Source organism: Streptomyces sp. NPDC053367 (assembly GCF_044545925.1).
GTDB lineage: Bacteria > Actinomycetota > Actinomycetes > Streptomycetales > Streptomycetaceae > Streptomyces.
Genome location: NZ_JBITYN010000001.1, coordinates 404690 through 419646 on the forward strand (window position 1 = coordinate 404690; position 14957 = coordinate 419646).

General features: G+C 73.5%; 13 protein-coding genes. 3 read left to right on the forward strand and 10 right to left on the reverse strand.

Annotation, left to right across the window (positions count from 1 at the left end):
* Nucleotides 1-5: 5 nt before the first annotated feature.
* The 3 genes from ACIGXJ_RS01865 to ACIGXJ_RS01875 form a co-directional block, all read right to left on the reverse strand.
* Nucleotides 6-1181: an ArsA family ATPase gene (locus ACIGXJ_RS01865; protein WP_399640233.1), complete on the reverse strand. Its 1176-nt coding sequence runs from the start codon at nt 1179-1181 to the stop codon at nt 6-8.
* Nucleotides 1182-1200: 19 nt separating this feature from the next.
* Nucleotides 1201-1644, reverse strand: coding sequence for an SRPBCC family protein (locus tag ACIGXJ_RS01870; protein ID WP_399640236.1), 444 nt, complete (start codon nt 1642-1644; stop codon nt 1201-1203).
* 83 nt (nt 1645-1727) lie between these two features.
* Nucleotides 1728-2504, reverse strand: a complete 777-nt coding sequence (locus ACIGXJ_RS01875; RefSeq protein ID WP_399640239.1) for a metallophosphoesterase — start codon at nt 2502-2504, stop codon at nt 1728-1730.
* A gap of 312 nt (nt 2505-2816) precedes the next feature.
* On the opposite strand from ACIGXJ_RS01875, the gene ACIGXJ_RS01880 reads away from it, so the two are divergent.
* Nucleotides 2817-4613, forward strand: coding sequence for an AMP-dependent synthetase/ligase (locus ACIGXJ_RS01880; RefSeq protein ID WP_399640242.1), 1797 nt, complete (start codon nt 2817-2819; stop codon nt 4611-4613).
* 179 nt (nt 4614-4792) lie between these two features.
* On the opposite strand, the gene ACIGXJ_RS01885 is transcribed toward ACIGXJ_RS01880, so the two are convergent.
* The gene (locus ACIGXJ_RS01885; protein ID WP_399640246.1) at nt 4793-5935 is read right to left on the reverse strand and encodes a glycosyltransferase family 4 protein; all 1143 of its coding nucleotides are present in this window, start codon (nt 5933-5935) and stop codon (nt 4793-4795) included.
* Nucleotides 5936-6055: 120 nt separating this feature from the next.
* On the opposite strand from ACIGXJ_RS01885, the gene ACIGXJ_RS01890 reads away from it, so the two are divergent.
* On the forward strand, nt 6056-7291 hold the full coding sequence (locus ACIGXJ_RS01890; protein ID WP_399640248.1) for a glycosyltransferase 87 family protein: 1236 nt from the start codon (nt 6056-6058) through the stop codon (nt 7289-7291).
* Between the two features lie 213 nt (nt 7292-7504).
* Here the strand turns inward: ACIGXJ_RS01890 and ACIGXJ_RS01895 are convergent, their stop codons facing one another.
* Nucleotides 7505-8809 carry an MATE family efflux transporter gene (locus ACIGXJ_RS01895; protein WP_399640251.1) on the reverse strand — a complete coding sequence of 435 codons (1305 nt, stop codon included), beginning with the start codon at nt 8807-8809 and terminating at the stop codon, nt 7505-7507.
* Between the two features lie 109 nt (nt 8810-8918).
* Here ACIGXJ_RS01895 and ACIGXJ_RS01900 point away from each other — a divergent pair, with 109 nt between their 5' ends.
* A complete protein-coding gene (locus ACIGXJ_RS01900) occupies nt 8919-9449 on the forward strand; it encodes a PadR family transcriptional regulator (RefSeq protein WP_399640254.1) in 531 nt (176 codons plus the stop codon).
* On the opposite strand, the gene ACIGXJ_RS01905 is transcribed toward ACIGXJ_RS01900, so the two are convergent.
* From ACIGXJ_RS01905 to ACIGXJ_RS01925, 5 genes are all read right to left on the reverse strand, one after another.
* Entirely contained in the window at nt 9437-10627 is a 1191-nt protein-coding gene (locus tag ACIGXJ_RS01905; RefSeq protein WP_399640256.1) for a hypothetical protein, read from the reverse strand. The two genes, ACIGXJ_RS01900 and ACIGXJ_RS01905, sit on opposite strands and share 13 nt — an antisense overlap.
* A 29-nt stretch (nt 10628-10656) precedes the next feature.
* Complete coding sequence (locus tag ACIGXJ_RS01910) at nt 10657-11673, reverse strand: NlpC/P60 family protein (protein WP_399640259.1); 1017 nt, start codon at nt 11671-11673, stop codon at nt 10657-10659.
* A gap of 214 nt (nt 11674-11887) precedes the next feature.
* The gene (locus ACIGXJ_RS01915; RefSeq protein WP_399640263.1) at nt 11888-12928 is read right to left on the reverse strand and encodes an NlpC/P60 family protein; all 1041 of its coding nucleotides are present in this window, start codon (nt 12926-12928) and stop codon (nt 11888-11890) included.
* 278 nt (nt 12929-13206) lie between these two features.
* Nucleotides 13207-14556: an NYN domain-containing protein gene (locus ACIGXJ_RS01920; protein ID WP_399640264.1), complete on the reverse strand. Its 1350-nt coding sequence runs from the start codon at nt 14554-14556 to the stop codon at nt 13207-13209.
* A gap of 36 nt (nt 14557-14592) precedes the next feature.
* Nucleotides 14593-14832, reverse strand: coding sequence for a hypothetical protein (locus ACIGXJ_RS01925; protein WP_020939540.1), 240 nt, complete (start codon nt 14830-14832; stop codon nt 14593-14595).
* Between the last annotated feature and the right edge of the window lie 125 nt (nt 14833-14957).

The window sequence follows — 14957 nt, forward strand, 5'->3', positions numbered from 1 at the left end:
CCGGTTCAGCGCCCTGCCGGCCACAGTGCGGGGTCCGGCGCGAACCGGATGCGCAGCTCGTCCTCGCGCAGGCTCGCCCCGTCCACGGTGCAGCGGCGCAGCGCGGAGGGCAGGGCGACGACCCGGCGGAACGGGCCCGCCCCGAGGGCGAGTTCGTCGCCGCGCCGCATCAGGTCCAGCTCGTCGCGGCGGGCGCCGGGCAGCGGGATGCGCCACACCAGGACGCCGTCCCGTACGAGCCGGTCCTCGACCGGCCAGTCGACGGCGGAGGGGCCGCCCGCCTCCGCGGACACGGCGAGCCGGGCCAGGTCCTCCGTGCCGCGCGGGTCACGTCCTAGATGGGGCACGGTCTGGACGTCGTGGACGCCCTGCCACTCCTCCACCGTCTTGCGCTGCTGCACCACGAGCCCCGCGAGCCAGCTGCCGGGCGCCGCCTCCGCCTCGGGCATCGTCCGGTTGGCCACCAGCCGCTCGGGGCGCCGGCCGCGCAGGGCGAGGCCCAGGGTCGCGGTCCGCACCGCGTCCGCACCGGCCGGGCCGGGCTCGGCCACCAGCCGCAGGTGCGTGTCCTTGTCCGCGAGCACGGCCTCGACGGCTCCCAGCTCCACGTCCCACCGCGCGGCGGCCTCGTACAGCCACTCCGCCGGCATCGGCACCCCGGCCAGCCGCCCCAGCACCGGCCGCAGCGCCCGGGCCGCCCGCCGCTCGGGCGGCAGCAGCCTGCGCAGGCAGCGCCGCAGCTCCTCGGGGAGGGTGAGCAGCGCGAGGGCCCGGTCGAGCGGCGGGGTGTCCACCACGACGAGGTCGTGCGCCTCGGACAGCGCGGCGTCCCGCAGGGCCCGCAGCAGCGCCAGTTCGTCGGCCCCGGGCAGCGGCGTCAGCTCCTCGGCCTCCAGCCGGGCGGCCCCGAGCAGATCGAGCGCGCCTGCCGCCCGCTCCTGCAGCGCGGCGAGCCCGTCCCGGAAGCCGGTGGCGGGGTCGGGGCGCCATGCGGTGAGGTGCTCACCGGCCTGGACGGGGTCCGGTCCGGTGGCCGTACCGAGGGCGGCGCCCAGGGAGTCGGTCCGGTCGGCGCTCAGCACGAGCGTCCGACGGCCTTGCCGGGCGGCGGCGAGCGCGGTGGCGGCGGCGACAGTGGTACGGCCACTGCCACCCGGACCGATGATCAGGAGGGTGCGCATGAGGGTGACGGTAGCCCCCTTACTTCGCGCCCGACTCCACCCGCTTCTTCAGCCCGGCCAGCGCCCGGTCGATGATGACCTTCTCCGCCTTGCGCTTGATCATCCCGAGCATGGGGATCTTGACGTCGACCGTGAGCTGATAGGTGACCTCGGTCGAACCCGCTCCCACGGGCCTGAGCACGTACGAGCCGTCGAGCGACCTGAGCATCTGGGACTTCACCAGCGTCCAGGAGACCTCGTTCTCCCCGGTCCAGGTGTACCCGAGCACCTGGTCGTCCTTGATCGCCCCGGCGTCCATGACGAGCCGCACCTGGTCGGCCCGCCCCTGCGCGTCCGTCCGAAGGACCTCGGCCTGCTTGACCTCGCCCGTCCAGTCCGGATAGCGGGCGAAGTCCGCGATCACCGACATGACGTCGGCCGGTGCCGCCTCGATCGTGATGCTCGAGCTGGTGTGTTCCGCCATCGCCGTGGCTCCTCCAGATGCGGTCCGGCAAGAAGTCGTGGTGCGCACGCATGCGCAGCGTGAAGGCTACCGCGCGGCGCAGGTCACCATTCGAGCGCCCAGGGCCGGCCGCTGCCCGCGAAGTGCCCGACGTTGACGCACTCCGTCGCCCCGACGCGCATGCGCCGCACCAGGGGCTGGTGGACGTGCCCGAACAGGGCGTAACGGGGACGGGTCCGGCGGATCGCCTCCAGCAGGGCGCGGCTGCCCCGCTCGAAGCGGCGCGCGACCGTGTCGTAGACCAGCTCGGGCACCTCGGGCGGGATGTGGGTGCACAGCACGTCGACCTCGCCGACGGCCTCGATCTTGGCGGCGTACTCCTCGTCGGAGATCTCGTACGGGGTGCGCATGGGGGTGCGCAGGCCGCCGCCGACGAAGCCGAAGGTGCGGCCGCCGATCTCCACGCGCTCGCCGTCGAGTACGCGGGTCCCCGGCCCCGCGTACTCCTTCCACAGCGGCGGCATGTCGACATTGCCGTAGGTGGCGTAGGTCGGGGTGGGGAAAGCGGCGAAGAGCTCGGCGTACTGCTTGCGCACGGCGCGTTCGATCACGGCGGCGCGGTCGGCGCCGATGCCGGCCCACAGCTGCCGGCCGAGGGCACTGGCCTCCTCGAAGCGGCGGGCGGTGCGCAGTTCCACGAGCCGGTGGGCGTTCTCGACGCCGAACAGATCGGGGAAGATGCCGCGCGAGTGGTCGGCGTAGTCGAGGAAGAGGACGAGGTCGCCCAGGCAGATCAGGGCGTCGGCGCCGTCCCCGGCCCGGGCCAGGTCGGCGGCGTTGCCGTGGACGTCGCTCACGACGTGGACGCGGGTGGATGCCATGGCGATCAAGGGTAGGCGCCGCGTCGGCCCGGTGAACAGTGCCTGCCGGACCTGCGGTTACTGGCTGGTTCCGAACGCCGTCGACTACTGTGCGCGAAGGAACACCCAACTGTGTGACGCAGCGAACATCTCGCCGGGACCCCCTGTCGTAGACGCCATACCGGCGGGTAACGTCCGGGCAGTCCAGTCGTGCTCTGGTTTTCAACATGTGAATTCCCTACATGTGAATCCCCGAGCACTTGCCCGAGCCTTGGACCGCACCGTCGCATCGCACAACGTCGTGGCGCCGGCGCCCTATGAGGAGCAGCAGTCTTGCGCGAGTTCAGCCTTCCGGCTTTGTACGAGGTCCCCGCGGACGGCAATCTGACCGACATCGTCCGCAGAAACGCCGCGCAGCATCCCGACGTCGCCGTCATCGCCCGCAAGGTGTCCGGCCGCTGGCAGGACGTGACCGCCACGGAGTTCCTCGCCGAGGTGCGCGCGGCCGCCAAGGGTCTGATCGCCTCCGGTGTGCAGCCGGGCGACCGGGTCGGCCTGATGTCGCGCACCCGCTACGAGTGGACGCTGCTGGACTTCGCGATCTGGAGCGCGGGCGCGGTGACCGTGCCGGTGTACGAGACCAGCTCGCCGGAGCAGGTGCAGTGGATCCTGTCGGACTCGGGCGCCACCGCCTGCGTCGTCGAGCTGGACAACCACGCCGCCGCGGTGGAGTCGGTGCGCGAGTCGCTGCCCGCCCTCAAGCACGTCTGGCAGATCGAGGCCGGCGGTGTGCAGGAGCTGGGCCGGCTCGGGCAGGACGTCGCCGACGAGACGGTGGAGGAGCGCAGCTCGGCCGCCAAGGCGGACGACCCGGCGACCATCGTCTACACCTCCGGCACGACCGGGCGCCCCAAGGGCTGTGTCCTCACCCACCGGGCGTTCTTCGCCGAGTGCGGCAATGTCGTCGAGCGGCTGCGTCCGCTGTTCCGCACCGGTGAGTGCAGCGTCCTGCTGTTCCTGCCGCTCGCGCACGTCTTCGGGCGCCTGGTGCAGATCGCCCCGATGATCGCGCCGATCAAGCTGGGCTGCGTCCCCGACATCAAGAACCTCACCGACGAGCTGGCCGCGTTCCGCCCGACGCTGATCCTCGGCGTGCCGCGCGTCTTCGAGAAGGTGTACAACTCCGCGCGGGCCAAGGCGCAGGCGGACGGCAAGGGCAAGATCTTCGACAAGGCCGCCGACACCGCGATCGCCTACAGCGCGGCGCTGGACACCCCGGCGGGGCCGTCCTTCGGGCTGAAGCTCAAGCACAAGGTCTTCGACAGGCTGGTCTACAGCAAGCTGCGCGCGGTCCTCGGCGGCCGCGGCGAGGCGGCGATCTCCGGCGGCGCCCCGCTGGGCGAGCGCCTGGGCCACTTCTTCCGCGGCATCGGCTTCACCGTGCTGGAGGGCTACGGTCTGACCGAGTCCTGTGCGGCGACCGCGTTCAACCCGTGGGACCGGCAGAAGATCGGCACGGTCGGCCAGCCGCTGCCCGGCTCGGTGGTGCGCATCGCCGACGACGGCGAGGTGCTGCTGCACGGCGAGCACCTGTTCAAGGAGTACTGGAACAACCCGGGCGCGACCGAGGAGGCGCTGGCCGACGGCTGGTTCCACACCGGCGACATCGGCACCCTCGACGAGGACGGCTACCTCAGGATCACCGGCCGCAAGAAGGAGATCATCGTCACCGCGGGCGGCAAGAACGTCGCCCCGGCCGTGATCGAGGACCGCATCCGGGCGCACGCCCTGGTCGCGGAGTGCATGGTCGTCGGTGACGGGCGGCCGTTCGTGGGCGCGCTGATCACCATCGACGAGGAGTTCCTGGGCCGCTGGGCCGCCGAGCACGGCAAGCCGGCGGGGTCCACCGCGGCGTCGCTGCGCGGGGACGCGGATCTGCAGGCCGCGATCCAGGCGGCCGTCGACGACGGCAACGCCGCGGTGTCGAAGGCGGAGTCGGTGCGGAAGTTCCGCATCCTGCCCGCCCAGTTCACGGAGGAGTCGGGCCATCTGACGCCGTCGCTGAAGCTGAAGCGGAACGTGGTGGCGAAGGACTACGCGGAAGAGATCGAGGCGATCTACGCCAAGTAGGCGCGGCTGCGGGGTTGTCGTCAGGGCGCGGATCCCTCTGCGGGGCCCGCGCCCTGTGTCGTGCGCCCAGGGACGAGGCGGGGGCTGTGCGGCTGCGGCCGGCGGCCGCGGGGGGGCGCTCGCGCCCGCGCGGGCGGAGCCGCACACCGGCACGGCCCCGCGCCTCTTGAGGCACTGTCCTACAGCAGCGCCTTCAAGTTCTCCGCCAGCAGGTCCCAGCGCCACTTCTCCTCGACCCACTCCCGGCCCCGCTCGCCCATCCTGCGGCGCAGCTCGGGGTCGCCCAGCAGCGTGACGATCCGCTCGGCGGCGTCCGCCGGGGAGCCGCCTCGGACCACCCAGCCGGTCTCGCCGTCCAGGACCGCGTCGGGGGCGCCGCCCGAGTCGCCCGCGACGACCGGCAGGCCCGTCGCGGAGGCCTCCAGGTAGACGATGCCGAGGCCCTCCACGTCGAGGCCGCCCCGCCGGGTGCGGCAGGGCATCGCGAAGACGTCGCCGGCGCCGTAGTGGGCGGGCAGCTCGGACCAGGGGACGGGGCCGGTGAAGCGGACGGAGTCGCCGAGCCCGGTTTCGGCCGCCATCCGGCGCAGGTCCTTCTCGTACGGGCCGCCGCCGACGATCAGCAGGACGGTGTCCGGCTCGGCGGCGAGGATGCGGGGCATCGCCTGGATGAGGGTGTCCTGGCCCTTGCGGCGGACCAGGCGGGACACGCAGACGACCACGGGGCGGTCGGTCAGGCCGAGGCGGGCGCGGACCTCGTCGCCGCCCGAGGCCGGATGGAAGGTCTTCTCGTCGACGCCCGGCGGAAGCTGGACCATCCGGGAGGCCGCGGCGGGGCTGAGCGCGGTGGCGATGCGCGAGCGCGTGTACTCGCCGAGGTAGGTGATGGTGTCGGTGGTCTCGCCGATCCGGCCGAGCAGTTGCCGGGCGGCGGGCAGCTGGGCCCAGCCGGCCTCGTGGCCGTGGGTGGTGGCCACCAGCCGCTCGGCGCCCGCCCGGCGCAGGGCGGGTGCCATCAGGCCGAGCGGGGCCGCCGCCCCGAACCACACCGAGGTGCAGCCGTGCTCCCGCAGCAGCCGCACGGCCGTCCGCGTCGCGCCCGGGGTCGGCAGCAGCATCGTCGTGCGGTCGCGTACGACGGTGAAGGGCTGCTCGGCGTCGAAGGCGGCGGTCGCCGCGACGCCCTCCCGGCTCCGCTTCCAGGTGGAGGCGTAGACGACAAGGCGCTCCGGGTCGAGCCGCAGCGCCATGTTGTGCAGGAACGCCTGGATGCCGCCCGGCCTCGGCGGGAAGTCGTTGGTCACGATCAGGGTCTTGCGCATCGCCGCCGACCTTACCCAACGTAGACTCGCGGGTCGGCACGGCCGCGCTGCCCGGTGGGCGCGGGGGCCGTCGCAGGACCATGGCCCCGCAGGACGGGCAGCGGACGAATTGGGGCACGGGTGGACAACACGAACGACAGGCGCGCCGCTCTCGGGCTGCTCGCCGTGTGGGGCGTGACGCGCCTGGCGCTGCTGCTGTTCGTCTTCAAGGTGTTCGTCTTCCCCGGCCCGGACGTCACCAGCGACGTGTCGTTCATCTACCACGGCTGGTACGAGGTCCTGAGTGACGGAACGTTCCCGCGCGAGGACGTCACCTGGCAGTACCCGCCCGCCGCCGCGCTGGCGATCATGTCCCCGGCCCTGCTGCCGTTCCTGGAGTACGCGCAGGCCTTCTTCGTGCTGTGCTTCCTCACCGACTTCGCCGTGCTGGCGCTGCTGCTGTTCGCCGGGCAGCGCCCGGGCCGTACGCTGCGCGGCGCCTGGGTGTGGGTGGTGGGCGTGCCGCTGCTCGGCCCGACGGTGTACGCCCGCTACGACCTGATGGTGACCGCGGTCGCGGTGGCCGCGCTGCTCGCGGGGGCCCGGCGGCCGCGGCTGATGGGGGCCCTCGCCGGGTTCGGGGCGATGCTGAAGGTGTGGCCGGCGCTGCTGCTGGTCGGCTGCGTACGGCGCCGGGCCTGGGGGGCCGCGCTCGCGACCGTGGCCGGGCTCGCGGCGCTGTTCACGCTGGCGATGCCGGGCGCGTTCGCGTTCCTGACCTTCCAGCGCGACCGGGGCACCGAGGTGGAGTCGCTGGGCTCGCTAGTCTTCCATGTGGCCCGGCACCACGGATGGGAGGGCCGGGTGCTGCTGAACTACGGCTCGGTGGAGTTCCTCGGCCCGTACGTCGACGTGGTGAGCACGGCCGCGCTGGCGCTGACCGGGATGGCGTTCGGCTGGCTGCTGCTGTGGCGGCTGGCCGCGGTGCGGTTCACGGCGACCACGCTCGCCGACGCGGCGTTCGCGGCGGTGCTGCTGTTCACCGCGACCAGCCGGGTGATCAGCCCGCAGTACCTGGTGTGGCTGGTCGGCCTCGCCGCGGTGTGCCTGGGCTACCGGGAGAGCCGGATGCGGCTGCCGGGCCTGCTGGTGGTGGCGGCGTCGCTGGTGACGGTGCTCGAGTTCCCCGTCTGGTTCGGGCACGTCGTCGCCAGCGACACCCTCGGGGTGACCCTGCTGGTGCTGCGCAACGGCATGCTGGTGACGGCCGCCGCCCTCGCGGGGCGCGAGCTGTGGCGGTCGACCACGGTGGATCGCGTCCCCGCGCCGCTGCCCGGGCGGAGCGCCGCGGCGGAGGAGACGCCGATCTCGTCCTGAGTCCTCCGGCCCGCTGCCCACTGGTCTCAGGCCCTTCCAGCCCGGCGCCGCGGCGTCCTGCGCCGCCTCGCCCACGTCGGGCGCCCTCCCGGCGCCCCCGGGCGTCCTGTACCCGGTCCACCTCGGGCGCCCTTCCCGGCGTCCGGGGCGTCCTGCGCCGCCCGTCCATGTCCGGCACCCCCTCCCGGCGCCCCCGGTTCGTCGCCGCCTGTGTCAGGCCGCCCTGATCAGGGACGCCGCCGCCTCCGCCCGGCGCCCCGCCCGCCGGAACAGCGCCGCGGCCACCACGCCCTGCAGTCCCATCGACAGCGCCATCGCCAGACAGATCCCGGGCAGCCCGAGCCCCGACAGGCCGTACGCGAGCGGCAGTTGCACGGCTGTGCCGAGCACGGTCACCCGCAGCAGCGCCCCCGCTCCCCCGCTGCCCTCGAAGACCCCGCCGAGCGCGATGAACCCGGCCATCAGCAGCAGATAGGGGCCGACGCAGCGCAGGAACACCACGCCCTCGTGGGCGATCGCGCCCTCGGCGCCGAACGCGGCCATGATCCCGGGCGCGGCGAGGGCGAGACCGGCGGCCGCCACCGCGCCCACCGCCGTGGAGAGCAGCACCGCCTGCCGCCCGATGGCGCGGCGCTCCTCCCGGCCGGCGCCGAGGGTGTGCGCGGTGTGGATGGCGGCGGCCTGCCGCACCGAGTAGAAGGCCATCGTCGCCACGTAGAGGGTTTTGTAGGCGATGGCGTACGCGGCCACCGCCGTCACCCCGATCCGGGCCACGATCGCGACCAGCGCGAGGGCGCCGCCCTGGCGGAGGGTGAAGTCGGCGGCCATCGGCAGCCCGGTGGCCAGGGTGCGGCGGACCAGGGCCGGGGAGCGCACTTGGGCCGTGCTCCGCAGCAGCGCGTTGCGGCGCAGGGCCACCAGCCCCGCGCCGAGGGCCAGGCAGCGGCACAGCACCGTGGAGGCGGCCGCGCCCCGGACACCGTAGAGGTGGATGAGGAACGGGTCGCAGACCAGGATCAGGCCGTTGACGAGCAGTGCGAGCCGCAAGGGGGTTCTGGTGTCGCCGGTGCCCTTGAGGATGCCGTCGACCAGTTGCTGGGCGAAGAACACGGCGACGCCCGGCATGGAGATCGCGAAGTAGCCGGCCGCGAGCGGCAGCGCCTCGCCGCCGCCGAGCACCAGGCGGGCCAGGGGTTCGCGCAGCAGGAAGCCGGCGGTCACCACGACGGGGGTGATCAGCGCGAACACCGCCCAGCCGCCGCTCACGGCGGCCCGCACCGCGGCGGGGTCGCGCGCGCCCCTGGCGTGGGCGACCAGCACGGTCGTCCCCGAGCCGAAGAGCAGGGCGACGCCCAGCAGCACGTTCTCGGTGTTGGTCGCCACCGCCACGGCCGCCACGGCCGGGCCGCCGAGCCGGGCGACCCAGACGGTGTTGATGATCCCCGCGGCCACGGACGCCAGGAGCGAGAAGTAGACGGGGTGGGCGAGCGAGACGAGCTGTCCGCGGTGGTGGTCCATGCGATCCCCCTCTGATCGGTTACCTCTTATCGAGCTACCTCGTTTCGAGGTAGCTCGATAAGAGGTAACATGAGGGCGCGGCCGGCCACAAGGCGGAGAAGGAGGAGAGGTGCTGGAGCTGTCGATCCTCGGCTTCCTCGCCGAGGAACCCCTGCACGGCTACGAGCTCAAGGAGCGCATCAAGGCGCTCAGCGGCCATGTCCGCCCGGTCAGCGACGGCGCCCTGTACCCGGCGATCAGCCGCCTGGTCACCGCCGGCAAGCTGGACCAGCACACCGAGGAGGGCGCGAGCGCCGCCCCCCGCCGGGTGCTGTCCCTGACGGACGAGGGCCGCGAGGACCTGCTGGAGCGGCTGCGGCACCCGAAGCAGACCGAGATCACCGACCAGGTCCGCTTCAACACCCTGCTGGCCTTCCTGCGCCATCTGCCCGACCGGCGTGAACAGGCCGCGGTGCTGCGCCGCAGGCTGGACTTCCTGGACGCCCCGACGAGTTTCTTCTACGAGGACGGCTCACCCGTGCGCGCCGAGCAGGCCGACGACCTGTTCCGGCAGGGCATGCTGCGGGTGGCCCGGGCGACCGGGAAGGCCGAGCGGGAGTGGCTGACGGAGGCCATCGCGCTGCTCGGTCAGGACAGCTGAGCCCGCAGGTACTCCCGCCACTGCCCGGTGAACTCCTCCGGGCTCGTCCCCAGCACCCGCTCCAGCGCGTCCTCCACCGCCCCGGCCCGCTGCCGGTGCTCCCCCACCGCGCGGTAGAACGCGCCGAGCCGGGCCTCGCCCCAGCGCTCGGCGATCATCCGGCAGGCCAGCCAGCCGCCCTCGTACGCCCGGGCCAGCGCTGCCGAGTCGCCGTCGAAGCCGAAGTCGCCGTCGGCCGGCAGTTCCCCGGGCAGCCGGCCCTCGGTCACCGCCCGGGCCAGCTCCGGCGCGGCCTGCGCGGGGGTGCGCCCGGTGCCGCGGTAGCCGATCCAGTCGGCGTACCCCTCGGACAGCCACAGCGGCGTCGCGGCGCCCGTGTGGGCGCGGGTGGCTACATGGGTGGTCTCGTGGGTGAGCACGACCTGCTTGCCCACCGGGCCGAGGATGCCGTACGCGTCCGGGTTGACGATGACCCGGTCCGCGGGCGCCCGCCCCGAGCCGCCGACCTCGCCGGTGGTCACCGCCGCGATACCGCGATAGGCGGAGGCCGGCGAGCCGAGCAGCCCCGCCATGCCGTCCAGGGAGTCCGGCACCAGGACGACCACGCGCCCGCTCCACCGCCCGCGCCACGCGTCGGACACGGCCGGTACGGCGTGGTCGGCGAGGGCCGCGAAGTCCCGCAGCGACTCCCGCGACCGGCCGACGCCGAGCACGATGCCGTACCGGCCGCGCACCACGTCCACCGCGCCCTGGTCCCACAGCTGCTGGGCGGACTTCCGCGCGGGCCGGTCGGACACCACTCGCCAGTCGCCGTCCGGGTCGCGCGCGAGGCGCAGGATGCGCCCGGCGGTGACCGGGGCGGCGTCGTAACCGGTGAGGCGGTAGCGCAGCTCGGCGTCGGCGGTGGCCGTGTCGCCGTCCCGGCGCACCCCGGTCACGTCGTACGACCAGTCGGCCAGCGGCACGGCCCGCAGCCGCTCGTAGGCCACCGCGCTGCCGGTCTCCCGGTAGGCGGAGGCGTCGCGGTCCACGAGCGCCTCGGCGCGGCGGTCCAGCAGGTGCTGCACCTCGGCGCGGGCACTGTCCCCGGCGGCCGGCCCGCCGCAGCCGGACGGGGAGACGAGCAGCACACAGAGCGCCGCGACAACCGCGCCCCGTACCCGCCCTCGACCCGCCATCCTCCCGATCGTAAGGCCGACCGGGCGGATCAGACCCGGGTCACCGAGGCGACCGGCATCATCCCGACCGGGTCGTAGCGCACCGGCGCGCCCGGATAGGGGGCGTGGATGACCTGGCCGTCGCCGACGTACATGCCGACGTGGCTGGCGTCGGAGCGGTAGGTGACCAGGTCCCCGGGCTGCGCCTCGGACAGCGGAACCTGGCGGCCGGCGAAGCGCTGCCCCTGGGAGGTGCGCGGGAGGGCCACCCCGGCCTGCGCGTACGACCACTGCATCAGGCCCGAACAGTCGAAGCCGACGGGCCCGTTGGCGCCCCACACGTAGGGTCTGCCGAGCGCGGACCGGGCCGCCGCCAGCGCGGCGGCCGCGCGGCCCGAGGCCGGGGCGGCCCCGGAGAGGCCGGGCAGGTCCGTGCGGCCCGAGCGGGAGGCGCGGTCGAAGGCGTCACGGGCGGCGTCCGGCAGGGAGTCGAGCAGGTGCCGGGCCCGGGCCAGCTTCTGCTCGACCGTGCGCTTGTGGGCGGCGACCGCCTTGCGGCTCCTCTCCAGCTCGGCGAGCTTGCCGGTCGCCTCGGCACGCTCCTGGGCGAGTTCGCGCATCGCGTCCTGCAGTTCGTCGAGCTGTCCCGCCTGGCGGGCGCTGATCCGGTCGAGCGTGGCGGCCTTGTCCAGGTAGTCGCGCGGGTCGTCGGAGAACAGCAGGGCGACGGTGGGGTCGAGGCCGCCGGCCCGGTACTGGGCGCCGGCCAGCGAACCGAGCGCCTCCCGCATGGAGTTGATGCGCTCCTGCTGGCGGGCGATCTCGTCCTGCGCCTCGCCCACCTGCTCGCGCAGCGCGTCCGCTCGCTCGTCCGCCTGGTTGAAGGCCTCGGTGGCCTTCTCCGCCTCGGCGTAGAGGCGGTCCACCTCGGCCCGGGTGTCGTCGAGCGGCGCGGCCACCGCGGAGGTGGCGGCCGGTACGGCGCCGAGCGCCGCTGCGGACAGGGCGCACAGGGCGGCGATCCCGCGGTCGAACCCGGACGGCGCAAGACGGCGATGAGAGCCCACGTCGGCACGCGCTCCTTCCACTGGCTGGCTGGAAACGCGGCAGACAGTAACCCCGCGACGGGGCACCGGCCAAAGACCTCCGCGGGCACGCACGGTGACGCCCCGCCGCCGACGCAGGTCAGCGGCGGGGCGTGGAGTCACGACGCGCCTTGCGGATTCGCCCGTTCGGGCGGTGCGGTGTCCTGATCTTGAAGGCGCCGGCCCTCGGATCGGGTCAGACCCGGACGCCGAACATGAACGGGCCGCCGATGGTGCCCATCGACTCGTAGCGCACGACCGTACCGGTGCGCGGGGCGTGGATGATCTGGCCGTTGCCGGCGTAGAGGCCGACGTGGTGCAGGTCGTTGAAGAAGAAGACGAGGTCGCCGACCTGGAGGTCGCTCTGCGAGTAGATGCGGGTGCCGTAGTTGGCCTGCGCCTCGGAGGTGCGCGGTATGCCCACACCGGCCTGGGCGTAGGCCCAGGAGGTCAGACCCGAGCAGTCGAAGGACGACGGGCCGGAGGCGCCGTAGACGTACGGGGAGCCCAGCTTGCTCTGGGCGGCGGCGAAGGCCGCGGCGGCCCGGCCGGAGGCCGGCACGCTCTCGCCGAGGTCCACGCGCTCGCCCGCGTCGCGGCTGGCGCGCTCCTCCTCGGCGGCGATGGCGGCCTTCTCGGCCGCGGTGAGGGAGTTGAGCAGCTTCTGCGCCTCGGCGAGCTTGCCCTGGACCTCTTCCTTCTTCTTGCCCAGCTCCTCGCGGGTGGAGGCGAGGTCCTTGAGCTTCTCGGTGGCCTCGGCGCGCTGCTGGGCGAGTTCGCGCTGCTTGTCCTGGATGTCCTCGAGCGCCTCGACCTGCTGGCCGCTCAACTGGTCGAGCGTGGAGGCCTTGTCGAGGTAGTCGTCCGGGTCCGCGGACAGGAACAGCTGCAGGGAGGGGTCGATGCCGCCGCTGCGGTACTGGGCGCTGGCCATCGAACCGAGGCCGTCGCGCAGCTCGTTGAGCTCCTCCTGGCCGCGCGCGACGTTGTCCTGGATCGTGGAGATCCCCTTCTGGAGCTTCCCCTGCTTCTCCTTGGCCCCGTTGTACTTCTCGGTGGCCTGCTCGGCCTCTTCGTAGAGCTTGTCGACCTTCGCCTTTACCTCGTCCTTGCTCGGCTTCTCGCTGGGCGCGGCATTGGCGGCCTGCGCGCTGATCGCGACGGCAGCGGCGGCTGCGGTGGTCAGCACGGTCACGCGTGCGCGACTGGGCTGCTTGGGTCGACGGTGGGACGCCACGGGGGTGGACTCCTTCTCGTGAGTGATCACCCGATCGGAGGTTCGAGGGCTAAACCTAGTGACCTCATTGTGATCAGTTCAAATCCTGAGCCCCAGAAATTCCCTCACGGAGCGCATTCTTTGCCCACAACTCACATGCAGTGACGCGCGCTTGACGCTACGTTGCGTGACGAGTCGCCCAATTCGGGCAATGAGCTTGTACGTTGCCGATGGTGCGTACGCCGTCCCATGGGGCATAGGCCGCGCGGGCTCCGCTGCTCCGGTTCCGGTTCTCCGGCTCAGCCGCGCGAGAAGCGCTTCAGCAGCACCGCCGAGGCCACCGGGCGGGCCCCGGCACGGGCCACTCCGTCGGCCACCTCGCGGTCGGTGGAGGCGACGATGACCGGCCGGCCCGGCGGCTCGGCGCGCACCAGCTGGCGGATCAACTCGTCCGCCGTGACGCCCGCCTTGGAGAACAGCACCCGCACCCCGCGCGGCGGCGCGAGCAGCACCGGCGCGGCCAGTTCGGCACCGTCGAAGACACAGGTGACCTCGGCGCCGGTCTGCGCGGCGAGCTGCGAGAGCTGCCCGAGGAGCCTCAGACGCTGCTTCTCCAGCGGCATCTGCGGATAGCCGGTCTTGGTGACGTTGTAGCCGTCCACCACCAGATGCGCCTGCGGCAGCGCCAGCAACTGGTCCAGGATCGCCGGGTCGTCCTCGCTCAGCGCCCGCGCGGCGATGTCCTTCGGCGTCATCCGCCCCGGCTCGACCGCGTCCACGGTCTCCGCCGGCCGCACCGACACCGGCGGCAGGGCGAGTTCACGGCGCAGCCCCTGCGCCGCGTCGAGCACGGTGTCCAGCAGCAGCCGTACCCGCATGTCCTCGACGCTGCGCCCCTCGCGGGCCGCCTTGCGGCTGGCCTCCAGGGCCGCCTCGGTCTCCCCCAGGCGCGCCTTGAGCCGCCGCGTCTCGCTCTCCGCGGCGGACACCTGCGCATGGCTCTCCGCCCGTACGGCGTCCATCTCGGCCTGCGCCTTGCGCAGCGCGGCCTCGCCGCGCTTGACGTCGCTGAGCGCCGCGCGGAGCTTTCGGTGCAGCGATTCGGCTTCCTTGCGGGCCGATTCCAGCTCGGTGCGCAGCCGCTCGGTCTCCGCGCGGGTCTGCTCACGGGCGGCGGTCAGCTCGGCGCGCAGCCGCTCCAGCTCGGCCCGGGTCTCCTCGTCCGCGCGTTCGGCGTCGGCGCGCTGGGCCTCCTCGCCCGCGGCGGTCACCAGCTTCACCCAGCCGGTGGGGCGCAGCACATAGGCCGCGGCCGCCACGTCCAGCGGGTCCGCGGCCGGCGGTGGCGTCCCCGCGTCGAGGGCCCCGGTCAGCTCCGGCTGGGCCTCCCTCAGCTTCTCGCCGATCCGCTGCCGGAACAGCGGGTCCGTCTCCAGCGCGGCGGCCATCGCGTTGCCCGCGAACTTGGCCCGGCGGTTCGGGGCGAACCGGGCGTACTGTCTGAGCTGGGCCGGCAGTTCGGCGACCGTCAGCCCGCCGAAGCCGTCCGAGACGATCTGCACGACCCGGCGGCGCACGCCGTCGGGCAGCGGACGGTCGAGCACCTCGGCGGCGCCGTCGCCCGGCCCCCCGCCTGCGGTCTCCACCATCCGTCACACCCCAATGCTGTGCGGGACCGGCTCCCCTCAGGAGCCGGCGCCCGGCCTGTCCACGAGCTCCACCTGGTCCACCGCGTTGCACCAGCGGCAGCGCACCGACTCGATGGTCTCACTGACCACCTCGCGCTCCTCCACGTTCGGCTCTCCGGCCAGGTCGAGGTGGACGTACTCGACGACCTTCGACGAGCGGGTCACATCGAAGCGGGTGAGATTGCCGCACAGGGTGCAGCGCCACCGGGTCGTGGCGGTCGGCAGGGGAACCGTCATCGTGACTGTTCGCTTCCTTCTAGTCTCCGTGATGCGCCGGCTTCCCGGCGCGTGTGGCTCGTAACCCTACGGCCTGGTGGCGACCCCATGCCCGTGTGTCCACGGCGGCGAGGCGATCTGTGCGT

Bases quoted from the DNA above. Each gene is read 5' to 3' on its own strand.
- ACIGXJ_RS01925 (WP_020939540.1), bottom strand. From the start codon at position 14,832: ATGACGGTTCCCCTGCCGACCGCCACGACCCGGTGGCGCTGCACCCTG.
- ACIGXJ_RS01905 (WP_399640256.1), bottom strand. From the start codon at position 10,627: ATGGCGGGTCGAGGGCGGGTACGGGGCGCGGTTGTCGCGGCGCTCTGT.
- ACIGXJ_RS01865 (WP_399640233.1), bottom strand. From the start codon at position 1,181: ATGCGCACCCTCCTGATCATCGGTCCGGGTGGCAGTGGCCGTACCACT.
- ACIGXJ_RS01885 (WP_399640246.1), bottom strand. From the start codon at position 5,935: ATGCGCAAGACCCTGATCGTGACCAACGACTTCCCGCCGAGGCCGGGC.
- ACIGXJ_RS01870 (WP_399640236.1), bottom strand. From the start codon at position 1,644: ATGGCGGAACACACCAGCTCGAGCATCACGATCGAGGCGGCACCGGCC.
- ACIGXJ_RS01920 (WP_399640264.1), bottom strand. From the start codon at position 14,556: ATGGTGGAGACCGCAGGCGGGGGGCCGGGCGACGGCGCCGCCGAGGTG.
- ACIGXJ_RS01875 (WP_399640239.1), bottom strand. From the start codon at position 2,504: ATGGCATCCACCCGCGTCCACGTCGTGAGCGACGTCCACGGCAACGCC.
- ACIGXJ_RS01895 (WP_399640251.1), bottom strand. From the start codon at position 8,809: ATGGACCACCACCGCGGACAGCTCGTCTCGCTCGCCCACCCCGTCTAC.